Annotated in this window: 18 protein-coding genes and 1 pseudogene; 12 read left to right on the forward strand and 7 right to left on the reverse strand. The window is 38.5% G+C overall.

What is annotated here, in order from left to right; translation table 11 throughout:
- Position 1: 1 nt before the first annotated feature.
- The 5 genes from RMB13_RS10050 to rpsB form a co-directional block, all read right to left on the reverse strand.
- Complete coding sequence (locus RMB13_RS10050) at positions 2-718, reverse strand: AzlC family ABC transporter permease (RefSeq protein ID WP_311085177.1); 717 nt, start codon at positions 716-718, stop codon at positions 2-4.
- A 93-nt stretch (positions 719-811) separates the two neighbouring features.
- Positions 812-1,636, reverse strand: coding sequence for an AraC family transcriptional regulator (locus RMB13_RS10055; RefSeq protein WP_005039189.1), 825 nt, complete (start codon positions 1,634-1,636; stop codon positions 812-814).
- 104 nt (positions 1,637-1,740) lie between these two features.
- Complete coding sequence (locus tag RMB13_RS10060; RefSeq protein WP_311085178.1) at positions 1,741-2,226, reverse strand: DUF3465 domain-containing protein; 486 nt, start codon at positions 2,224-2,226, stop codon at positions 1,741-1,743.
- 65 nt (positions 2,227-2,291) lie between these two features.
- Positions 2,292-3,167, reverse strand: a complete 876-nt coding sequence (gene tsf, locus RMB13_RS10065; protein WP_311085179.1) for a translation elongation factor Ts — start codon at positions 3,165-3,167, stop codon at positions 2,292-2,294.
- 137 nt (positions 3,168-3,304) lie between these two features.
- Positions 3,305-4,057: a 30S ribosomal protein S2 gene (rpsB, locus tag RMB13_RS10070; RefSeq protein WP_002118204.1), complete on the reverse strand. Its 753-nt coding sequence runs from the start codon at positions 4,055-4,057 to the stop codon at positions 3,305-3,307.
- A gap of 210 nt (positions 4,058-4,267) precedes the next feature.
- Between rpsB and map the strand changes: the two genes are divergently transcribed.
- The 5 genes and pseudogenes from map (at position 4,268) to RMB13_RS10095 (ending at position 9,642) form a co-directional block, all read left to right on the forward strand.
- Entirely contained in the window at positions 4,268-5,092 is an 825-nt protein-coding gene (gene map / locus RMB13_RS10075) for a type I methionyl aminopeptidase (protein WP_004643502.1), read from the forward strand.
- Between the two features lie 206 nt (positions 5,093-5,298).
- Positions 5,299-6,372: an OmpW family protein gene (locus RMB13_RS10080; protein WP_056481188.1), complete on the forward strand. Its 1,074-nt coding sequence runs from the start codon at positions 5,299-5,301 to the stop codon at positions 6,370-6,372.
- Between the two features lie 413 nt (positions 6,373-6,785).
- Positions 6,786-8,132 carry an MFS transporter gene (locus RMB13_RS10085; RefSeq protein WP_017391946.1) on the forward strand — a complete coding sequence of 449 codons (1,347 nt, stop codon included), beginning with the start codon at positions 6,786-6,788 and terminating at the stop codon, positions 8,130-8,132.
- 170 nt (positions 8,133-8,302) lie between these two features.
- Positions 8,303-9,518 (forward strand): annotated as a pseudogene (locus RMB13_RS10090) (MFS transporter).
- A complete protein-coding gene (locus RMB13_RS10095; RefSeq protein WP_005039176.1) occupies positions 9,508-9,642 on the forward strand; it encodes a hypothetical protein in 135 nt (44 codons plus the stop codon). The pseudogene RMB13_RS10090 and the gene RMB13_RS10095 overlap by 11 nt, the downstream one beginning before the upstream one ends.
- 119 nt (positions 9,643-9,761) lie before the next feature.
- On the opposite strand, the gene sthA is transcribed toward RMB13_RS10095, so the two are convergent.
- Positions 9,762-11,174: a Si-specific NAD(P)(+) transhydrogenase gene (sthA, locus tag RMB13_RS10100; protein ID WP_017387960.1), complete on the reverse strand. Its 1,413-nt coding sequence runs from the start codon at positions 11,172-11,174 to the stop codon at positions 9,762-9,764.
- A gap of 196 nt (positions 11,175-11,370) precedes the next feature.
- Here sthA and lipA point away from each other — a divergent pair, with 196 nt between their 5' ends.
- The 3 genes from lipA (at position 11,371) to RMB13_RS10115 (ending at position 15,619) form a co-directional block, all read left to right on the forward strand.
- Entirely contained in the window at positions 11,371-12,384 is a 1,014-nt protein-coding gene (lipA, locus tag RMB13_RS10105; RefSeq protein ID WP_003650609.1) for a lipoyl synthase, read from the forward strand.
- 282 nt (positions 12,385-12,666) lie between these two features.
- Complete coding sequence (locus RMB13_RS10110; protein WP_311085180.1) at positions 12,667-15,129, forward strand: acyl-CoA dehydrogenase; 2,463 nt, start codon at positions 12,667-12,669, stop codon at positions 15,127-15,129.
- A gap of 106 nt (positions 15,130-15,235) precedes the next feature.
- Complete coding sequence (locus RMB13_RS10115; RefSeq protein ID WP_000043120.1) at positions 15,236-15,619, forward strand: carboxymuconolactone decarboxylase family protein; 384 nt, start codon at positions 15,236-15,238, stop codon at positions 15,617-15,619.
- A gap of 37 nt (positions 15,620-15,656) precedes the next feature.
- Here RMB13_RS10115 and RMB13_RS10120 read toward each other — a convergent pair whose 3' ends face one another.
- A complete protein-coding gene (locus tag RMB13_RS10120) occupies positions 15,657-16,193 on the reverse strand; it encodes a cysteine peptidase family C39 domain-containing protein (protein WP_311085181.1) in 537 nt (178 codons plus the stop codon).
- Between the two features lie 223 nt (positions 16,194-16,416).
- Between RMB13_RS10120 and ahcY the strand changes: the two genes are divergently transcribed.
- From ahcY to RMB13_RS10140, 4 genes are all read left to right on the forward strand, one after another.
- Entirely contained in the window at positions 16,417-17,799 is a 1,383-nt protein-coding gene (gene ahcY / locus RMB13_RS10125; RefSeq protein WP_005039164.1) for an adenosylhomocysteinase, read from the forward strand.
- A gap of 74 nt (positions 17,800-17,873) precedes the next feature.
- The gene (gene metF / locus RMB13_RS10130; RefSeq protein WP_004643512.1) at positions 17,874-18,710 is read left to right on the forward strand and encodes a methylenetetrahydrofolate reductase [NAD(P)H]; all 837 of its coding nucleotides are present in this window, start codon (positions 17,874-17,876) and stop codon (positions 18,708-18,710) included.
- An 18-nt stretch (positions 18,711-18,728) separates the two neighbouring features.
- On the forward strand, positions 18,729-19,451 hold the full coding sequence (locus tag RMB13_RS10135) for a 16S rRNA (uracil(1498)-N(3))-methyltransferase (protein WP_311085182.1): 723 nt from the start codon (positions 18,729-18,731) through the stop codon (positions 19,449-19,451).
- A gap of 135 nt (positions 19,452-19,586) precedes the next feature.
- Positions 19,587-22,439, forward strand: coding sequence for an EAL domain-containing protein (locus tag RMB13_RS10140; RefSeq protein ID WP_311085183.1), 2,853 nt, complete (start codon positions 19,587-19,589; stop codon positions 22,437-22,439).
- The last annotated feature ends 212 nt before the right edge of the window (positions 22,440-22,651 follow it).

The following is a 22,651-nucleotide window of genomic DNA, read 5'->3' on the forward strand; positions in this document are numbered from 1 at the left end:
ATTATCGCTCCTTCTCTATTTTTTCAGTTAACACAGCAACCAACATCCCTAGTAATCCTGAAAGTAAAATCGCCCCTTCAACTTGATAAAATTTAAAGAAAAAACCGCTAAAACAAGTCATTAGTACGCCAGCAAGTACAGGCAACCCCTTACATAACGGTACGATCATGGCAACAAAAATAGCCACAATTGAAAAATCTAAATGATAATTTAATAAATCAGGAATCACTGTTGCTAAAAATATTCCTACCAGGCTAAACACTACCCAGAATAAATAAAAAGATATGCCTGCACCCAACAGATATTCTGGCTGCCTTTTTTCACCGGATGCACACACCGCAAATAATTCATCTGTTAATAAAAAACCCAAACTTAATCGTTTCGAAAGAGGCAAAATAGAAATGTCATTTCTTAAAGTTAATGCATAAATAAAATGCTGAGCTGTTAAAAAGAAAATCGTCACATAAATTGTAAAAGTGGATGCACCTTCCATTACCATGCTTAAGCTAACTAATTGCGCTGCTCCAGCAAAGACAATTCCTGACATCGCAAGCGCCTTATAGAAAGATAAACCTGCATGAATTGCCATAGAGCCTGCTAAAATTGCCCATGGAATAACAGAAATTGACAATGGTAAAATATCCATTGCACCGCGCAAAAAAAGATAGGATGGCTTATTTTTTGGAAACTCAACTGACTGATTAAGCTGAATATTCATATATAGAGTCCAATATAAAAAGCATCTCTATAAAATGCTTGATGAGAGCCGACTTATATTGAATAAAATTGCTGTAAATAAATTTTTAATAATTTAGTTATTTAGACTAGCTACATATTGAGTTGGCGTCACCCCCATTGCTTTTTTAAAGTGGCGATTAAAATGGCTTTGATCAGAAAAGCCACACTGCTGTGCCACCATCGCAATTTGGTCACCCTGTTTTAATAATTGTCTTGCTTTTTGTAAGCGCGCTTGAACAAGCCAAGCATGAGGTGGCAAGCCCACATATTTTTTAAATTGTCTTAAGAAATGCCACGCGCTCAAGCCCACCATGTCAGCCAGATCTTGCAAAGAAAAATTCGTTTCAGGCATTTCTACTAGTAATTCTTTAACTCTTAATATTTTGGAATATGCCTCTGGCAGCTCACAAAAAGTCTGATTTGATTTACCATGTCGCTTCATTAGACAGGCTAAAGTCGATAAATACATTGTTTCTTTGAGTAAGAAATTATCTTTTTGTTCTAATAAATCAAAGAGTAAACAAAGTTGTTGGGCCAAACCTAAGTCACGAATCACAGCTTGAGGAAACCATGGTGCACCATGCGGATTTTCAAAAAAATCTTGGCTGACTTCTGCTAACATTTCAGGTGTAGGGTAAATCGCCCGATATCGCCAACCCGACTCAACAGCAGATGAACCCGTATGAATCTCGTCAGCATTTACTAAAATAATATCGCCTTTGGGAGCTACATGTAGCTGGCCTGTCCTAAAAAAAGACTGTGCGCCCTCTTCAATCACGCCAATACAATACCCTTCATGAGTATGCTTCGAAAATTGTGTTTGGTGATAATGTGCTTTTAATAACTCTAAACCGCCCAGCTCTCGCACATGCAGATAATCGGCTTGCTCCCGCTGCATAAATACGTCTCATCCATTCAATAAAAAAACCATAACATGTTTTAAGAAACTGAATAGAATAAAATTGCTCTATAAAAACAATCTCTTTATTCGTTTATTCGGCTTTATTGATAGATTTGCCCATCATGTTTGAGCCAACCGCTTTCATGACGACTTTGTGGATCACGATGAGTCCAGTGCAATACACCACCTTTAGGGTTGTATTCATATTCGCCATAAAATTCTACCGTGTCACCTTTTTTTAAATTAGGAATTTTAGGGGCTAAATCGATATTATGTGCGACTAAAATTGAAAGGCCATTTTTTAATACAAGAATAAATTTCTGGTGTCTCGACCCATCATTATCATCTCTTAAAATTGCTTTGACCCGACCACTCCCCTGCACTTGAACATTACTTTGTCTCTGCTCATGAGCAGCTTTTATGTTGTCGACTCCATTACTTGGTAATGTAGTTTCTGTATGCTGGGCTTCGGGTATGGTTGTTGACGGTAATTGATTTTGCTTATGCCCAGATAAATCTAGACCAAAATATCCAGCAACCAATAAAATAATGACACTGCCAATACTAAGATTTTTTTTATTTATCATGCTAAGCCCTCATTTTAGTTGAGATAAAAAAAGCCCCAAAGGGGCTTTTTTTATCGTGATACGAATTACTTCGCAGCAGCTTGAGCAGCAGCAACTTCTTCAGCGAAGCTAAGTTCTACTTTCTTCTCGATACCTTCACCAACTTCGAAACGTACGAAGTTAGCAACAGTAGTACCAGTTGCTTTTAATACATCAGCAACTTTTTTGTCGTTGTCGATTACGTACATTTGACGATCAAGAGCAACTTCGTTCAAATATTTATCAACAGAACCAGTTACCATTTTTTCAACGATATTAGCTGGTTTGCCAGATTCTAACGCTTTCGCTTCAGCAATTTCTTTTTCTTTAGCGATAAGGTCAGCAGGAACAGCTTCAGCATTTACAGCTACTGGGTTGAATGCAGCAACGTGCATTGCAATACCTTTACCAGTATCAGCATCACCAGTATAAGAAACTACAACACCGATTTTTAAACCGTGTTTGTAGATAGCCAAGCTTTCGCCTTCAACGATTTTCGCGCGACGAACTTGGATGTTTTCACCGATTTTTTGAACAAGTGCAATACGAGCTTCTTCAACTGTTTGACCGTCTGCTAATTTTAATTCAGCGATTTTAGCAGCATCAGTTTCGCCAGCAGCTAATGCAGCAGTAGCAACAGCTTTTGAGAAGTTAGAGAAGTTTTCGTCTTTAGCAACGAAGTCAGTTTGACAGTTAACTTCAACTAAAATTGCTTTGTTGCCTTCTTGAACGATTGTGATTGCACCGTCAGCAGCAATGTTACCTGCTTTTTTAGCAGCTTTAGCTTGACCAGATTTACGAAGGTTATCAATAGCAAGCTCGATGTCACCGTTCGCTTCTGTTAATGCTTTTTTGCATTCCATCATTGCAAGACCAGTACGGTCACGTAATTCTTTTACCATGCTTGCAGTAATTGCAGTCATGTTGATCTCCTAAAATCGGTAGAAAATAAATCTTTTCAACAAAAACGGCCCAAAGAAACTCTGGGCCGTTTGCACTCTCGACGCTTAATTTGCCACCATTACATGTCGCAAAAATGACAAGCCTGCGTCAAAACGCATTAAGCCTCAGAAGCGTCTTTCGCAGCGTCATCGCCTTTTGCTTGAGCGTTCGCTTGAGATTGAGCGTATTCTTTACCAGCAAGAATTGCGTCAGCCATAGCTGAAGCATATAGAGTTACTGCACGGATCGCATCGTCGTTACCCGGAATAACGTAATCAACGTTGTCTGGGTTAGAGTTTGTATCAACGATACCGATAACAGGAATACCTAAGTTCTTCGCTTCTTTGATTGCAATCGCTTCGTGATCAACGTCGATTACAAATAATGCGTCAGGTAAACCACCCATGTTTTTAACGCCGCCTAAAGAGCGCTCAAGTTTTTCCATCTCACGAGCACGTTCTAAAGCTTCACGTTTAGTAAGCTTAGCAAAAGTACCATCTTGAGATTGAGTTTGAAGATCTTTTAAACGGTTGATAGATTGGCGAAGTGTTTTCCAGTTCGTCAACATACCACCTAACCAGCGGTGATCTACATATGGTTGACCAGCGCGTTGAGCTTGTTCACGGATGATGTTAGAAGCAGCACGTTTTGTACCAACAAACAAAACTTTGTTCTTTTTGCTTGCTAATTGGTTAGCGAAGTTCAAAGCATCATTTAACGCAGGAACAGTGTGCTCAAGGTTGATGATGTGAATTTTGTTACGCGCGCCAAAAATGTATTGACGCATTTTTGGGTTCCAGAAACGTGTTTGGTGACCAAAGTGCGCGCCAGCTTGAAGAAGGTCGCGCATGCTTACGTTGTAATCTGCCATTTTCTTTACCTTAAAGTTTGGGTTAGGCCTCCATATATCCGCATTCTCCACCCTTTTACAGGCACCCAGAGTAATGTGACGATATATGTGCGGATTTTTTACCCCATCTATCAAAATTGTTCGCAAAAGATATTCACGAAAAGCATTTGATAAAATGGGCGGCTATTTATACCATAGACACTTGTAAATTACCAAAAGTTTTTAGAGATCATGAACAGTACTTATACAGCTCCACGTCGATTAATCAAAACTCCAGATGAAATTGAAAAAATGCGCATTGCAGGACGACTGGCGGCTGAAGTTCTAGAGATGATCAAGCCCTATATTAAGGCAGGTGTAAGTACACTTGAACTTGATACCATTTGCCGTAATCACATTGAAAATGTACAGCATGCTATTCCTGCCTGTGTCGGCTATGGTGGCGCTCCTGGACGCCCTGCTTTTCAGCACTCTATTTGTACTTCGGTTAACCATGTTGTCTGTCATGGTATTCCCTCTGAAAATAAAATCTTAAAAAATGGTGACATCCTAAATATTGACGTAACTGTGATTAAAGATGGCTATCACGGTGATACCAATATGATGTATGTCATCGGTGGCGAAACTTCTATTTTAGCTAACCGTCTATGCAAGGTTGCTCAAGAAGCCATGTACCGAGGTATGGCAACTGTTAAAGATGGTTCATATTTAGGTGATATTGGCCATGCAATCCAAAAATATGTCGAATCAGAACGTTTTAGTGTAGTACGTGAATATTGTGGTCACGGTATTGGAACTGTTTTCCATGATGAGCCTCAAGTATTACATTATGGTCAAGCTGGTACCGGTATGCGTCTGGAAGCAGGTATGACTTTTACCATTGAACCTATGGTAAATGCAGGCGTATGGCAAACTAAACTGTTAGGCGACAAATGGACTGTCGTAACGAAAGACCATAAACTTTCAGCTCAATATGAACATACTATTTTAGTGACTCAAACTGGCATTGAAGTTTTAACTGCACGCCCTGAAGAAGACTTATCTCGCTTCAACTAATCATTTAATTACATTTAATAGAAGGCTACTTTATGTAGCCTTTTATTATTTATTATGTATTTTTAATTAATAAATATTGCTAAATATAAACAATTATTTCAAAAAAATTACAATTATTAATTTTTAATAAACAATCATTTTTATAAAACACGGTATGGTTGGCTCAATAAAAATCAGTAAACAAATGCCGGACATGGAGTCCTTTTATGATGAAAAAGTCATTATTTTGTATGACAGCTGCCTTTTTTGCTCTGCCAACAGTCACCTCTGCCGCTTCTCCATATTTTAGTTTAAAAGATGGTGATGGCTTCAAACGTTTTTCAGTCTCTGCTGGTCCTTTATATGTCAAGCCTACAGGAAAAGCTCAACCTTTCAGAATTAATACATCTGTTAAAGAGAATGAGAAATCCAAGGTTGGAGATATTAAAGTAAAAACTATCCAAGACAATATTTCAGATGATAATAGTAATATTGTGCTTGAAAAACTTATTGACACTCTTGGTGGATTAGGTGCTGATGAAATTCCATCTTGGTTAAGTGGAACTGCTGAAATCCGCGGTTTAAGTCAATGGGAGGCAGAGAATACTGGGTTAGAGGCAGATGACGTTACTACCTTAGGACTCATGAGTAATTATTTCTTTACTGACAACATTTCCTTAGAAGTAAAAGCAGGTATTCCTCCTAAAGTTGATTTACAAGGTAAAGGTAAAATTTATGCTCCTTTTTCAGCTACCGCTACACCAGCGGGAGGAATTGCTGGTTCTATGGAGCTTAATAATAATATTTTTATTACAGATCTTGAGGCCCATGGAAGTGCTGCGTCAGCCCGTGCTTGGACACCAGCATTTGAATTGCAATATCACTTTGGCAAAACCGGCGTAAATAAATTTAGACCTTATGTTGGTCTAGGTGTGATGTATGCCTATTTCAGCGAATTAGAAATGAACCCTGAAATTGAAAATGACTTAGTTAGTGCAGGTCATATGATTGTAAATATTAAAGATGGTAAATCAGGAGCTGCTTTAGAAAGAAAAACTAGCTCTGGTGATCCAAAAGTTGACCTTGAAGCATCCGATGCTATTGCTCCAGTAGCAACTTTAGGATTTACCTATGACTTTAATGACAAATGGTACGCTGTAGGTTCTGTCTCTTATGCTCACTTAAAAACAGATACGACCATTACAGTGAGCGACGCCAAATATGGCGAATTAATTAATGCAAAAGCAGACATCGAAATTAACCCAATTTTAGGTTATGCAGGGATCGGTTACCGCTTCTAACTTTTGTTTTATATAAAGCTATAAAAACTTATGCACGTTTTTATAGCTTTCTTTCAATCTATAAACATCTACAAATTGCTTCTTTTTAAATCAAAATGCTAAAAAAATGAGCATTCTTTATAAAAACTACAGATATAAAGGCCTTCTTATATTCTTATTACGGCCTCCTCATTTTCGGAATCTTTTTGATTATTTTTATCTTCACAAACTAACTTAATAAAATTAGAAAGTAATTTTTCCTTTTTAGTAAAATTCATTTTTTGGCACGCCCTTTGCTTTATTCATAGCATAATGAATCAACGCTGATTCAATGAATAAACCAAGACGGCCAACGATGTCCGCTCTGATCGGTCTGCAGATAGGCAACTTATTGCCATGCAAATTAAATTTCGTTCAGTTCAGGGGGACGGCGTATGTCTTCAAATGTAAATCTAGATGCAAAAAAAGCAACTGAGATTAAATTATTCAGTTTTTCAACTCCAGCAATGCGTGCCTTCCACATGACATGGCTCGCTTTCTTTGTATGTTTCTTCGCATGGTTTGCGTGTGCACCATTAATGCCCGTTATTAAAGGTGAGTTTGGATTAACAAAAGATCAAATTGCCAATATTAATATTGCTGCTGTTGCCATTACGATTTTAGTTCGGCTTATTGTCGGACCACTCTGCGATAAATATGGTCCACGCATTACGTACACCACCCTCCTATTAGTTGGCAGTATTCCAGTATTTGGTGTAGCTGCTGCCAATAGTTATGAATCTTTTCTGTTCTTTCGCTTACTCATTGGCGCAATTGGCGCAAGCTTCGTAATTACGCAATACCATACAAGCGTTATGTTTGCTCCTAACGTTGTAGGCACAGCAAATGCAGCGGCGGCTGGTTGGGGAAATGCTGGTGGGGGTGCAACTCAAGCATTAATGCCTTTATTGCTCGGTGCCATTGTGATGTTTGGTGTTGAGCAAGCCATGGGATGGCGTGTGGCATTAATTGTACCCGGCATAATGATGGTTATTGTCGGCATCCTTTACTGGAAATTAACTCAAGATTGCCCTCAAGGGAACTTTAAAGAAGTTCGCGCGCAAGGCATGGATGTTGGTAGTGGTAAAAAAGGTGGTACAGCAATTTTAATGCAAGCTGCTCGCAACTACCGTGTCTGGATTTTATTTGTAGCTTACGGCGCATGCTTCGGTATTGAAATTTTTATTCATAACGTTGCAGCAATGTACTATGTCGATCAGTTCAAAATGGATCTGAAAACCGCTGGTTTAACTGCTGGGATATTTGGTTTACTGGCATTATTTGCTCGTGCACTCGGCGGGATCATCTCCGATAAAGTTGCACTCAAAAAAGGATTAGATGGTCGTACAAAAGTACTCGTACTCATGATCTTGGGTGAAGGTTTATTCTTAATACTCTTCTCACAAATGAATGTGGTTGCTCTTGCAATCATTTCTATGACCATTTTTGCACTGTTTACTCATATGGCTTGTGGTGCAACTTATGCACTCGTACCATTTATTGATCGTAATGCATTAGGCGGCGTTGCAGGAATTATTGGTGCAGGTGGTAACGTTGGTGCTGTCGCAGCTGGTTTCTTACTCAAAGGATTGCTTGATGTTCAAACTTGCCTGTTTATTTTAGGTGGTCTGGTTATGGTCGCAGGCTGTAGTGTAATTTTGATTCGCTTCACCACCGAACATAAAGAAAAAGAACAAGTTCTTTTTGAACAAGCATTACTTGAACGTAATTCCGCAGCTTAATTTTTATAAGAAGCAGAGATCAAATTGGCTCTGCTTCTTCTCTTTTGCATAAAGCAATACAATCCCTACTAACTCTTTAGCCCGCCTTAAATATTCTCTCTAAATATATCGATATTACCCGATATATCTTCTACAATAAATCATCACATTATTATAATTTTCCATTAATCATGACTAAAACTGGCAATCAATTTTCTCAGCCCCTCATCTATATGTTGATTGGCAGTGCAATTATTCTAGCTCTTTCTCTAGGAGTCAGACACGGTTTCGGACTCTATCTAGTACCGATGAGTCATGAGTTTGGTTGGGGGCAACATGTTTTTAGCCTTGCCATTGCTATGCAAAACCTGATCTGGGGAGTCGTTCAACCTTTTACCGGCGCAATTGCCGATAAATATGGCAGTCGAATTGTTGTCGCAGTCGGTGGCATGCTCTATACCCTCGGCTTACTCTTAATGGCTTTTAGTTCAAGCGTATTAATCTTAAATTTAAGTCTGGGGTTAATTATTGGCTTAGCTTTATCAGCAACCTCATTTACGGTTTTACTCAGTGCAGTAGGTCGAGCTGCTCCACCAGAAAAAAGAAGCATGGCAATGGGTATTGCGAGTGCTGCTGGATCTTTCGGTCAGTTCATTATGTTGCCATCTACCCTGCTCTTACTTAAAACGGTGGGATGGTCAGCAGCCTTAATGGTGAGTGCGCTATTAATTGCTTTTATTATTCCGCTAGCGCTTATGTTAATAAGGGTCAAGCAATCAAACACCAAAAGCAATTGCTCAACCTCAACTCACATTTAAACAAGTGCTTAACATTGCCAGAAAACATAAGCCCTTCTGGTGGTTAGCTTTAGGCTTTTTAGTTTGTGGATTCCAAGTCGTCTTCTTAGGCGTTCACTTGCCAGGTTATTTAATCGACCACGGATTTGACGCGGCTACTGGCACTGTATTTCTGGCATTGGTGGGCCTATTTAACGTAGTAGGAACTTACGGTGCTGGTTGGTTAGGAGATCGCTTCTCAAAGCCTAAATTATTAATGGCGCTTTACGGCAGCCGTGGCATCGCAATCATTGCCTTTTTACTATTACCTTTAAGCACTTATACGGTATATGCTTTTGGCGTCATTATGGGCCTTTTATGGCTCTCTACAGTTCCGCTCACAAATGGCATTGTGGCAAATATGTTTGGCGTTAAATATCTTTCGATGCTGAGTGGTATTGTGTTTTTCACCCATCAAGTCGGTTCTTTCTTTGGTGGATGGCTTGGCGGCGTTAACCATGACTTAACAGGTAATTACAATGCGATTTGGCTATGTTCTATAGCCTTAAGTATACTAGGGGTAATCGTACACTTCTTTGTTAATGAGGAGGCAGTTATTCATGACGCATAATGCCTTACTTTTGAAAACAATTATGACTTTTATCATAGCTGCGCTTTTGGTGCTTTCTATAATTTTATGGAAACAAACACCAGATTTATTTGAATATTTTAACCAAGCGTTTTGTGCCCACTAAAATATAAAGCACGTAAATCACTCCTCAGAACTGTCATAAAAATATAAAAATCGTATGATCTAATGCAAATAAAAAAGCCCGCAGATTTGCGGGCTTTTTTATTAAAAACTTATTTAAAATCAAAACAAGCGATTCATACCATTGAGCGCAGCTACGCGATATGCTTCAGCCATTGTTGGATAGTTAAATGTCGTTTCAACAAAATATTTCAAGGTATTATTTGGGCTGTGCATAACTGCTTGCCCAATGTGGATAATTTCAGCAGCGTTATTACCAAAACAGTGAATACCTAAAATTTCCATAGTGTCACGGTGGAAAAGAATCTTTAACTCACCCACTGTATCACCCGTAATTTGTGCACGAGCTAAATGACGGAAAGATGCTTGACCAACTTCATACGGAATTTTCTCTTCCGTTAATTCCTGTTCATTTTTACCAATTGATGAGATTTCCGGAATGGTATAAATACCTGTAGGAATATCACGTACTGGTTTAGCATCTTCACCACTCATGTTTGCGCCAGCACAGCGCCCTTGGTCATAAGCAGCCGAAGCTAATGAAGGCCAACCAATCACGTCACCAGCAGCATAGATGTTTTCAACTTCAGTTTGGTACTGATCATTTACTGAAAGTTGACCACGGTTGTTTGGTACTAATCCAACATTCTCAAGACCTAAACCTTCCGTATTACCTGAACGGCCATTACACCAAAGAATGGCATCGGCTTTAATCTTTTTACCACTTTGTAAGTGTAGAACAACGTGGTCATCAAACGTTTCAAGATGATCCATTTGTTCATTGTGACGAATCAAAACACCTTGTTCACGCAAGTGATAAGACAAAGCATCAGCAATTTCATCATCTAAATAGCTTAGTAGTTTTTGCTGTGTGTTAATCAAGTCAACTTTATGGTCTAGACCAATAAAGATTGAGGCATATTCACAGCCAATAACACCGGCGCCGTAAATAATGATCTTTTGAATTGAGTAATCAAGATCAAGAATTTTGTCTGAATCAAATACGCGAGGATGATCAAAGTCGAGACCTTGCGGATGATAAGGACGACTACCTGTCGCAATCACAACTTGTTTACAAATAATTGTTTCTTTAATGCCTTCATGGCTAAAAACTAAGACTGTATTTTTATCTTGAATATATGCACGCCCGTGGAATACACCGATCTTATTACGGTCATAAAAGCGTGTATGTGTATCAACCTGTTGTTGAATCACTTTATGTGCATTACGCAAAACCTGTTTCATGGTGAACTGTTTCCATTCACCTACTTTTTGAAACATTGGATCACGTTGATAGCGAATAATACTAGAAACTGTTTGACGTAATGCTTTACTTGGAATGGTTCCTACATGTGCACAGTTACCACCGAGTTGATCACGCACATCTACAATTGCAACACGCTTACCCGCTTTTGCAAGCTTCATTGCCGCGCCTTCACCTGCAGGTCCAGAACCGAGAACTACCGCATCGTATTTAACGAAATTCCCACTAACGACCTCTTTTTTACGTGGCATTGAAAGCTCCTTCCTCTCTTGAATGACCATATTTTATAATAGATTATGACTAATATGCGGTGAATTTATGTATTTCTCAACCCTATATTTCTGAATAACCACATTTATTATATGAATAGTTATTTTCCGCTATTAACTGAAGAACTTCGCTATAATACAATGTCAATGTCTCTATAAACGAGTGGAAAAGTTAAATATGTCAGAACACCGTAAACCTGAACAGGGTGTAAAACTTCGTGGCGCAGAAAAAGTCGCAAGAATTCCTGTAAAAGTTGTACCTACGGTTGAAGTGCCGCGTAAACCTGACTGGATTCGTGTCAAGATGACGGCACCAGAAGAAGTTCAGCGTATTAAAACGACTTTACGTGCTCAAAAACTCCATACCGTTTGTGAAGAAGCAGCTTGTCCTAACCTCCCAGAATGTTTTGGGGGCGGTACAGCAACATTCATGATCATGGGTGATATTTGTACACGCCGTTGCCCTTTCTGTGATGTTGCACATGGTCGTCCAAATGCGTTAGATGCTGACGAACCTCGTCACATGGCAGAAACCATTTCCAATCTGAAACTCAAGTACGCAGTAATTACTTCTGTTGACCGTGATGACTTGCTTGACGGCGGTGCACAACACTTTGTGGACTGTATTAAAGAAGCTCGTGCGCTTAGCCCAACTACATTGCTTGAGATTTTAGTACCTGACTTCCGTGGACGTATGGATATTGCTTTACGCATTATGACCGAATGTCCGCCAGACGTATTTAACCATAACATTGAAACGGTACCTCGCTTATATAAAGCAATGCGTCCAGGTTCAGACTATCAACATTCTTTAACCTTACTCAAAATGTTTAAAGAATATTGCCCAGATATTCCAACAAAATGTGGTTTGATGGTGGGTATTGGTGAAACTGAAGAAGAAGTCATTGCATTACTTGATGACTTACGCGCTCACGATGTTGACTATGTCACTATTGGTCAATATTTACAGCCTTCTAAACAACACGCACCAATTGACCGCTTTGTAACACCAGAAGAGTTTGAACGTTATGCAGAGCATGGCCGCAAACTTGGTTTTAGAAATATTTGGTCTGCACCAATGGTTCGTTCAAGTTACTTTGCTGATCGTCAATACCATGGTGAACCAGTACCAGAAGTTCGTCGTAAAGTAGATCCTGCTAAGAAAATTGCTGTTCAGGTCGTCGAAGCTTAATAAATTAAATATCTATAAAAGGCCCTCTGTATTAGAGGGCTTTTTATTTGTATAAGAAAATCAATAACATTTCTTGACAAATCAATAAAATAACCCCTTACACTTTCACTCAAAAATATCTTATACCTAAAAGTACGATATATCCCTGCTCTAGCATATACATCAATATTTGCGACATAAAAACTCAAATTTAAACAGCAACAAAATAGCTAGTTAAGCCTTAAATATCTCCTCGCTTTTGTAACTTCATCCACTTGAGGGCTTAGCTAGTAAGGAGCAAGTATGATTTTCCTACTCTTTATATTAAGTATTATTATTCAGCTTATTGCAGTATGGGCAATTTTCTTTTTTAACTTAAATAAAGTTCTTGGTAGCGGTGTGGCCATTATTATTGCCATACTTTCGGCATTCTTGCTAACACCATGGTCTCTGCTTTTAGGTATTCCAATTATTGCGCTCAGCATCATTATTTTAGTTGAGCCTTTACGATTTAACCTAATTACCAAGCCAGCCTATAAGACTTTAGCGAATTCAATGCCGAGCATTAGTACCACCGAACAAGAGGCTTTAGAGGCTGGTACCAGTTGGTGGGAAAAAGAATTATTTATGGGAGCACCTGATTGGTCTCAATTTGAAAAGTATCCCTACCCAACTTTATCAGAAGAAGAGCAAAGTTTTATAGACAATGAAGTTGAACTACTTTGTAGCATGCTCAATGAATGGGAAATTCATCATCACTTAAAAGACCTTCCTCCTGAAGTTTGGCAATTTATTAAAGATAAGGGTTTTTTAGGACTCATTATTCCAAAGTCTTTTGGTGGTAAAGAATTTAGCTCATTCGCACAAAGTCGTATTATGAGCAAAATTGCTTCACGCTCACTCACCACCGCGGTGAGTTGTATGGTTCCAAACTCATTAGGACCGGGTGAGCTGCTCATGCACTACGGTACAGATGCTCAAAAACAACAATACTTACCCGGTCTTGCCAAAGGTGAAGAAATTCCGTGCTTTGGTTTAACCAGTCCAGAAGCGGGTTCAGATGCAGGTGCCATTCCAGATTCAGGCGTTGTTTGTTACGGCGAATATGAAGGTGCTCAAGTTCTTGGTCTTCGCATGAATTTCTCTAAACGCTGGATTACGCTTGCCCCAATTGCCACCGTTGTTGGCCTCGCATTTAAACTTTATGATCCAGAAGGTCTACTCGGCGATAAAAATAAAACAGAATACGGTATTACCTGTGCACTCATTCCTGCAAGTCATTCAGGCATAAAAATAGGAGCACGTCATTTTCCAGGTTCTCCATTTATGAATGGAACCGTAGAAGGAGAAGATGTTTTTATTCCAATTGACTGGATTATTGGTGGACAAGAAAATGCCGGTAAAGGCTGGCGCATGCTCATGGAATGTTTAGGTGTTGGCCGTGGTATTTCACTTCCAGCTTTAGCAACAGCCGCAGGTGAAATGAGCTATCTCACCGTAGGGGCTTTTGCGAAAATTCGCCAGCAATTTAATATCTCTGTTGGCAAATTTGAAGGTGTACAAGAAGCGACGAGTGAAATTGCAAGTGATGCCTATATGCTTGAGGCATTCCGTTATTTAGTTACGTGTGGTCTAAATCAAGGTGGAACACCCGCCGTGATGACCGCCATGGCAAAATATTATGCAACTGAAACGATGCGCAAAGTGGTTAATCACGGAATGGATATTGCCGGAGGACGTGCAATTCAACTTGGACCACGTAACTTCCTTGCACTCACCTATCAAGCAATTCCAATTGCAATTACAGTGGAAGGCGCAAATATTTTAACCCGTTCATTGATGATTTTTGGTCAAGGTTCAATGCGTTGTCACCCTTACCTTTTTGAAGAGTTGCAACTACTTCAGTCTGAAGATAAAAGCACTTCAGTCAAAAAATTCGATGATCTTTTATTTAAACATTTAGCCTATACCTTTAACCGCGGAGCAAAATCATTTGCTTATGGTTGGACAGGTGGCTCAAGCGATGCTCCGCAGTCAGTAGATCAATTTACTGCCAGTTACTATAAAACGATTAACCGTTTCAGTGCCAACTTTGCTTTAGTTGCAGATATGGCGCTTGGCTTACTTGCAGGAGACTTAAAACGCAAAGAAATGTTATCAGGACGCTTGGCAGATATTCATGCTCACCTTTTTATTTCTACTGCAATTTTAAAGTTTTATGAAGCTGGTCAAAAAACTGAAGCTGAACAACTTCACGCTAAATTAGCTCTGCAAAAAGCTTTCTTGAATATTCAGGAAGCATTTTGGGGCTTATTTGAAAACTTCCCAGCTAAACTTCCCGCAGCATTTGTAAAATGGATCTGTTTCCCTTTTGGTCGTGTCATTTCAAAACCCGATGATGAGTTAAAAAAGCAAGTTGCTGAACTTATGATGCAAGAGCATCCTTTTAGAGAACAACTCAAACATCATGTATTTTACTCAACCAAAGCCGATGATGTGACTGGTCGTTTAGAACATACATTCCAAATTTTACGAACTCTTGAACCACTTTGGGATAAGTTTAAAAAAGCTGAATCTAAAGGTAAATTTAAGGGACTTACTTTCGAAGAGAATATTGAACACGCTACAAAAGAAGGTTTTATTTCTGAAAGCGAAGCTCAACAATTATTGCAATACAACGCAATTCGATTCGACAGCATGCTTACAGATGTTTTTGATGAACATTTAAATAAAGATCTTCCTTTATCTAACCCTCATCAAATTTAGTGACTGATGCCTCCACTAATTCACTATTGCAATCATTTTTGATTCGCATTAATTAATAAACAGCCATAAAAGCGTCAATCGACGCTTTTATTTTTAGGAGAAATTAATGTCTAAGCAAGATTACGAAAATGGATTAAAAGTTCGCACAGAAGTGATGGGAGAAGCTTTTGTAAAACGTGCCCAAGAGAATACGGTACCATTTACTCAGCCATTGCAAGACTGGATTAATGAACATGCATGGGGATCTACTTGGCAGCGTGAAGGTGTGCTGCCGCGCAAATATCGTTCATTAATTACTTTGGCCATGTTAACTGCACTTAAGTCACCAACGGAACTCAAAGGACATGTTCGCGGCGCGCTCAACAATGGTTGTACAGTTGAAGAAATTCAAGAAACGTTATTGCATAGTCTGCCATATTGCGGTGCCCCTGCTACTCAAGAAGCCTTTCGAGCGGCTTTAGAAGTGATTCAAGAATATCAACAAAAATAACTTTAATATGAGCCAGTACTCTACTGGCTCTTTTTATCTAATTCAATTTGGTTGAATGCATTTGAAAATTACGATCATCAATCACGATAGCCTGACGACAAATCCCTTCCACTTGACGTTGCTTTTCAAAGACTGCCGCTGACATCGGTTCAAAACTATCAAAAAAACAGATTTCATTTTGATCTATAGAATAAATGAGTGACTGATTTCCGATACCTTCTAAAGTGTCGTAATACACAATCACCATTTTTCCATTTTGAATTGTAGCTTGAATATCCTGATAGCTTAATGCTGGGCCCGTTGGTATTTTCAATACATTTGCTTCTTTATAACTCATGCGTTCGCTTGGGCTAATATTTGGGTCTTTATCCGAATGAAATGACACCTCAAACCCAAATTTCTTTAAAGCAACAGCCAAGGCAATTGTATAGGTGCCGTCTTCATCATATCGACAAATTTGAATCAGCTCGGAAATATCAATTTGAACCCCATGATGCCGAAGTAACATCCAAACCGCAAAAACACCGCTATTCGCTTCGAGGTTTGCCAAAGATTTGGGAATATTTAAGGCCATAATTTAAATCTAAAGTCGTAATTAAGCAGATAATAAACAAAACTGGATTGGCACTAAAAGCTTTTCCAAGTACAATGTTTCGCTAGTCGAGGGATGCTGCGACAAGTGATCGGCACTAAAGATCAATTTGCCAGGCTCGACAATCGGTTAAACGCTCGTTTTTAACCAACAACGGCATCCGCGAACAGAACGATCCATACTATTTTTTCCCTAGGAGATCCTGATGAACGCGGTTAATGCTTCATTTACAGATTATAAAGTTGCTGACATCTCACTTGCTGACTACGGTCGTAAAGAAATCAAACTTGCTGAAGCAGAAATGCCAGCTCTAATTGGTTTACGTAAACGTTATGCAGCCTCTAAACCACTTGCTGGCGCAAAAATTCTTGGTTGTATCCACATGACCATTCAAACAGCGGTTCTTATTGAAACGCTTATTGAATTAGGTGCTGAAGTTCGTTGGACTTCATGTAACATTTTCTCGACTCAAGACCATGCTGCTGCTGCAATTGCTGCTCGTGGTATTCCAGTTTTCGCTTGGAAAGGTGAAACTGAAGAAGAATATGTATGGTGTTTAGAACAACAAATTAATGTTAATGGTCAACCTTGGGATGCCAACATGATCTTGGATGATGGCGGTGACTTAACTGCTCTTGTTCATGACAAATACCCTGCACTTTTAGAACGTATTCACGGTATTACTGAAGAAACTACAACAGGTGTTCAACGTCTTATCGAAATGTGGAAAGACGGTTCTTTGAAAGTACCAGCTATCAACGTAAATGACTCTGTTACTAAGTCTAAAAACGACAACAAATATGGTTGCCGTCACTCATTAAATGATGCAATCAAACGTGCAACTGACATGCTTTTGTCTGGTCGCCGTGCGCTTGTGATCGGTTATGGCGATGTTGGTAAAGGTTCTGCTCAATCTTTACGTCAAGAAGGCATGATCGTTCGTGTAACTGAAGTTGACCCAATTTGTGCAATGCAAGCATGTATGGACGGCTATGAAGTTGTATCTCCATACAAAAACGGCGTACAAACAGGCAAAAAAGAAGATATTAACCAAGACTTACTTGGCAACACTGACCTTGTTGTAACTACTACTGGTAACTACCACGTATGTGATGCTGCAATGTTAGATAGCTTAAAAGCTGGTGCAGTTGTATGTAACATCGGTCACTTCGACACAGAAATTGATACTGCTTATTTACGTGGTTACAAGTGGGTTGAAGTTAAGCCACAAGTTCACCAAGTTTATCGTTCTGAAGATGAAAATAACTACCTCATTCTTCTTTCTGAAGGTCGCCTTGTAAACCTTGGTAATGCAACTGGTCACCCATCACGTGTGATGGATGGTTCTTTTGCTAACCAAGTGTTAGGTCAAATTCACTTATTCCAAGAGAAATTTGCTGACCTTCCTGCAAACGAAAAAACTGCAAAAATTCGTGTAGAAGTTCTTCCTAAGAAACTTGACGAAGAAGTTGCTGCGGCAATGGTTGCAGGTTTTGGTGGTGTACTTACTCAATTAACTCAAGAGCAAGCTGGCTATTTAGGTGTTGCTGTTGAGGGACCATTCAAGTCTGACGCTTACAAATACTAAGAACTTAAGGGCAGACGGTGAACCGACTGCCCTTTTTTCTAAAAATATTGTTTCGCTGTTTACAAGGATTTGACATGACTAAACGTATACCCATTTCTTTTGAGTTTTTCCCACCGAAAACTGATGCCGGTGCTGAAAAACTTCGTATTGTTCATCAAGAATTACAACCACTAAATCCCGATTTCTTCTCGATTACTTATGGTGCTGGTGGTTCTACTCGTGAACGTACTCTTGCTGCTATTGACGATTTCAATGGTAAAGGTACGCCAGTTGCACCTCACCTTTCGTGCATTGGTGATGATAAAGCTCGTATTGCTGAGCTACTCGACCTATATAAAGCGCAAGGCATTAACCGTATTGTCGCTTTACGGGGTGATTTGCCGTCTGGTCAAGTCGGACTTGGCGAACTTCCTTATGCTCAAGATTTAGTACGTTTCATTCGTCAGCATTCAGGTGATCATTTTCATATTGAAGTTGCAGCTTATCCAGAAATGCACCCTCAAGCTGAGAATCTTGATTCAGATATCCAACGTTTTATTGAAAAAGTACAAGCTGGTGCTAATGCAGGAATTACTCAATTCTTCTTTAATCCAGACTCATACTTTTATTTTATTGAGCGTTTAGAAAAAGCTGGAGTTAATATTCCGGTAGCTCCTGGCATCATGCCTATTACCAATGCCAGCAACTTAATTCGCTTTGCTGATGGTACTGGTGCAGAAATTCCTCGCTGGATCCGTAAGCAATTACAAGCCTATGGCGATGACAGTGAGAGTATTAAAGCTTTTGGTCATGAAGTTGTTGTGAAGCTATGTGAACGCTTGATCGCAGGTGGTGCACCAAGCCTACATTTCTATTCAATGAATCAAGTCGAACCAACTCGTCAACTCGTCGTTGATCTTGGTTTAAATTAATTTTGTAAGGCGTACCCAATGAATCGTTTTTTTATCGAAACTGAACTTGCTGTTGGCTCAACAATTCAATTGACAGAAACAGTATTTCATCATTGGGTGCGTGTTTTACGTGCACAATTACAAGAACAAGCCACTCTCTTTAATGGTCAAGGTGGCGAATATCTCGCGACACTAACCGAAATTAATAAAAAAAATGCATTTGTCACGATTGAGAGTTTTAACCCTACTAACCGTAGTGCCCCTTTTAAAGCTGTCCTTGGTCAGGTCATGAGTAAAGGTGACCGAATGGATTATGCCATTCAGAAAGCAACTGAACTTGGAGTAAGTCAAATTCAGTTGCTTACAAGTGAGCGCTGTGAAATGCGCTTAAAATACGACCGAGATCAAAAAAAATTAGATCACTGGCAAGCTGTTGCAATTGCTGCTTGTGAACAATGTGGTCTTAATATCGTTCCAGAAGTGTTAGCGCCCATTTCTCTAAGTGAATGGTTAAGCTCTACTCAGCTTCCCGCTTCAAAGTTTGTTTTAGCACCAGAAAAAGAACAAAAAGATGTATTAGCAGGCATACAACCTGAACTTGCCTTATTGATTGGCCCAGAAGGCGGTTTAAGTGAAAATGAAATTACTCAAGCCAATCAAGCTGGTTTTATGAATTGGTGTATCGGTGACCGTGTCTTACGTACAGAAACCGCACCTGTCGTTGCCTTATCTATTTTAAATTATCGGTTTTTATCAACCTAAGTTCATTGAACATTGATTAAATCGTTATTTAAAGTTAATTTACTTTTATTGTATGAATAAAATTTCAAATTCTTTATCACTGATAAATCAGATTCTTTCTGTATATATGTAAAAAAAATAGGATAGAAAAATCTTATGTCCGGGCTTCAGGAAGAATATTTACAGCATCAAACAAAAATTGAGCAGCTAAAACTTTCAATTCAATATATACGCTGGTATTTGATTAGCTTAATACTGTTATGTCTGATCTCATATGCTATTTTTTCTTATTATTTTTCATCTTCAATAACCATATTTAACTGGTCTATCGGCCTCACTATTGCATCTTTTACCTGTCTATTATTCGTTCCAAATATTTTAACCCACTATCGTACTATTAATTTTATTAAAAAAGCTGATCTTATATTACAAAGTATTTGTTTTATTTCAGGAATTTTATTAGGGATAACCGTTACAGTTATTCACTTCTATCTTCCTCAAGAGTTAGTTTCGCTACCAGATGCTCATATTTTAATTGCTTTGTTTATCACTTCTGCCCATATCATTGGCCTGACTTTTTTAACGCAACAACCTCGATACTTTTATCTTTTATTCATTCCCAGTACATTACCCTTATTAATCGCTCAATTTACACATACACCCATTGCTCAGCTACCTTTTTATTTCGCCTATAATATAGCTTTCGTGGCTACAGTACTCTGCGCATACGCAACTCAACGTAACTATCAAAAGATTTCTAAACTATTATTAAAAAATAAACAGCTTGTTCAAATTTCAGAACAACATACCCAGTGGGCTGAAGAATTATGTGTACAACTTCAACAAGAAGTGAATAAATCTAAAGATATTGAAGCCCAGCTCCAATTTAATAACCATTTACTTGAGCAAAAGGTACGTGAACGCACTTACGATCTCACCAAAATGAATGAGCAACTCGAAAGCCATCACTACAATTTAGCTTTTGCACATGAAACGGCTGGCATTCGGCCATGGGACTGGGATATTGAAAATCAAAAATTAGAAATTACATTTTTCGATCAACAAAAACAAACTCAGACAACCATTATTCATCTCAATACCATTTTAGACCGCATACATCCAAGTGATAAAAAGCTTTTTGACGAGCGCTTGAAACAACATTTGGAAGGAACTACAGATCATTTTAATGTCAATTTTCGAATTTTACGTCGTGATGGTTCTTGGCGATGGATTCATGATGTAGGCCGTGTCATTACAAGAGATCCTAAAACACAAAAAGCGCTTCGCATGGTTGGTATGACCCGAGATATACATCAAGAGAAAAAAGATCAAGAACACTTAAGACTATCGGCGATTGTGCTTGAGCAAGCTGCGGAAGGCATATTTATTTTAGATGAACACTTGAACTATATTGATATTAACCCTTACTACGAAAAATTAACCGGATTTTCTAAATCAGAACTCCTAAATAAAGAGTTATTTAGCATTACAATTAATCAAAAAGAACTACAACAACAATTTCATAGCTCAATTACCCAACAGCTCCTCGAAACTGGAGAATATATGGGCCAATTTGACGAAAAGTTTAGTTCTGGCAAAAGCGTATATTTGTGGTTACACATCAATGTGGTCAAAGATGAGTTCAATCAAATTACAAATTATATTGGATTTGCAAGGGACCTCTCTGAGCAAAAACGTCAGGAACAGCATCTATCCTATTTAAAAAATTACGATAGCCTCACTCACTTGCCTAATCGTCTTTACTATTACAATCAACTGCATCAATACCTTGTAAATCCATCATATAACATTAAAAACTTAGCATTAATAAGAGTAAACATTGACCGTTTCAGAGCTTTTAATGAATTTTTAAATAATGATAGTGGTGATGAACTTCTTAAACAGTTTGCACAACGATTACGCTTAATCAATATTAATGCAATTTTAGTTGCCTATTTAAATAGTGACGATTTTGCAATTATTTATGAAATTTCCCCAATTCATCCAAATATTGAACAATATTGCCAAAATATTTTGCAGGCACTCAATGCCCCTTTTTATATTGATAATCAAGAATATTTCATTACCGCATCTATTGGCGTAGCATGCTTTCCTGAGCATGGACGACAAATTGATCATCTAAACAATCATGCAGAACAAGCACTTTCAGAAGCAAAACGCTTAGGAGGCAATACCATTTCTTACTATTGCAATCAAACAACTCACTCGTATAAATCTGCCGATTTAGAGCAAGAGTTACGTAAAGCCATTCAAAATGATGAATTTGTCGTTTATTACCAACCCAAAATCAATTTACAAGATCAATCAATTATAGGTTTTGAAGCATTAATTCGCTGGCAACATCCCGAAAAAGGATTAGTCATGCCAAATATGTTTATACCTTTTGCTGAGCGTAGTAGCCTGATTTCGGATATTGGTAAAGTCGTTTTAGATAAAGTTGGAAAACAATTACAAGAATGGAAAGGCCAAGGCTACACAAACATTCAAGTCTCTGTAAATATTGTTGCTCAGCAAATACATCGAGGCTTATTACTCAATGATATTGATGAAATTTTGCAGAAATATAATATACAAGGTTCAGATCTTGAACTTGAGATTACTGAGTCAGCCCTCTTGGACAATACCGATAACGTAAAAACGTTATTACATGCAATAAAACAACGAGATATTTCAATTGCGCTTGATGACTTTGGTACAGGCTATTCCTCTTTAGCCTATCTGACTGAATACCCAATTGATGTATTAAAAATTGACCGTGCTTTTATTTCTAAAATTGGTGATCACAAACAAGAAGCCATTGTAAATGCCATGATTGCGATGGGTAAAAGTATGGGTCTTAAACTGGTTGCCGAAGGTGTAGAAACAGAGGAACAAGTTGCCTATCTACAAAAACAGCAATGTGATTTTTTACAAGGCTATTTCTTTAGTCGTCCTATCCCGGCTGAGCAGATTATTCCTTATCTACAAACAGATTCGCCTATTTCTTAATGGTTCTCACAGACTATTTTTACATATGCTGCTTTTTCCAAAAATGAGCGTTTTTGACTGTGAGAAATAAAGAAGTAGTGTTATATTCTTTAGCATTTAGCTCACTACAGGGCTATTGGCAATTCGTCTACTATTCTCTTAATTGATAAAAATTAAAGCATAGTAAAAGAACCGAGTTGCCTTCCCCTGAATGAGTGATTTGACTAGTTTGC

It is taken from the genome of Acinetobacter sp. V102_4, from assembly GCF_031799005.1.
GTDB classification, from domain to species: domain Bacteria; phylum Pseudomonadota; class Gammaproteobacteria; order Pseudomonadales; family Moraxellaceae; genus Acinetobacter; species Acinetobacter calcoaceticus.

Bases quoted from the DNA above. Each gene is read 5' to 3' on its own strand.
- RMB13_RS10115 (WP_000043120.1), top strand. From the start codon at position 15,236: ATGTCTAAGCAAGATTACGAAAATGGATTAAAAGTTCGCACAGAAGTG.
- map (WP_004643502.1), top strand. From the start codon at position 4,268: ATGAACAGTACTTATACAGCTCCACGTCGATTAATCAAAACTCCAGAT.
- RMB13_RS10120 (WP_311085181.1), bottom strand. From the start codon at position 16,193: ATGGCCTTAAATATTCCCAAATCTTTGGCAAACCTCGAAGCGAATAGC.
- RMB13_RS10095 (WP_005039176.1), top strand. From the start codon at position 9,508: ATGACGCATAATGCCTTACTTTTGAAAACAATTATGACTTTTATCATA.
- RMB13_RS10050 (WP_311085177.1), bottom strand. From the start codon at position 718: ATGAATATTCAGCTTAATCAGTCAGTTGAGTTTCCAAAAAATAAGCCA.
- RMB13_RS10135 (WP_311085182.1), top strand. From the start codon at position 18,729: ATGAATCGTTTTTTTATCGAAACTGAACTTGCTGTTGGCTCAACAATT.
- metF (WP_004643512.1), top strand. From the start codon at position 17,874: ATGACTAAACGTATACCCATTTCTTTTGAGTTTTTCCCACCGAAAACT.
- RMB13_RS10060 (WP_311085178.1), bottom strand. From the start codon at position 2,226: ATGATAAATAAAAAAAATCTTAGTATTGGCAGTGTCATTATTTTATTG.
- rpsB (WP_002118204.1), bottom strand. From the start codon at position 4,057: ATGGCAGATTACAACGTAAGCATGCGCGACCTTCTTCAAGCTGGCGCG.
- sthA (WP_017387960.1), bottom strand. From the start codon at position 11,174: ATGCCACGTAAAAAAGAGGTCGTTAGTGGGAATTTCGTTAAATACGAT.
- RMB13_RS10140 (WP_311085183.1), top strand. From the start codon at position 19,587: ATGTCCGGGCTTCAGGAAGAATATTTACAGCATCAAACAAAAATTGAG.
- RMB13_RS10110 (WP_311085180.1), top strand. From the start codon at position 12,667: ATGATTTTCCTACTCTTTATATTAAGTATTATTATTCAGCTTATTGCA.
- RMB13_RS10080 (WP_056481188.1), top strand. From the start codon at position 5,299: ATGATGAAAAAGTCATTATTTTGTATGACAGCTGCCTTTTTTGCTCTG.
- RMB13_RS10055 (WP_005039189.1), bottom strand. From the start codon at position 1,636: ATGCAGCGGGAGCAAGCCGATTATCTGCATGTGCGAGAGCTGGGCGGT.
- ahcY (WP_005039164.1), top strand. From the start codon at position 16,417: ATGAACGCGGTTAATGCTTCATTTACAGATTATAAAGTTGCTGACATC.
- RMB13_RS10085 (WP_017391946.1), top strand. From the start codon at position 6,786: ATGTCTTCAAATGTAAATCTAGATGCAAAAAAAGCAACTGAGATTAAA.
- lipA (WP_003650609.1), top strand. From the start codon at position 11,371: ATGTCAGAACACCGTAAACCTGAACAGGGTGTAAAACTTCGTGGCGCA.
- tsf (WP_311085179.1), bottom strand. From the start codon at position 3,167: ATGACTGCAATTACTGCAAGCATGGTAAAAGAATTACGTGACCGTACT.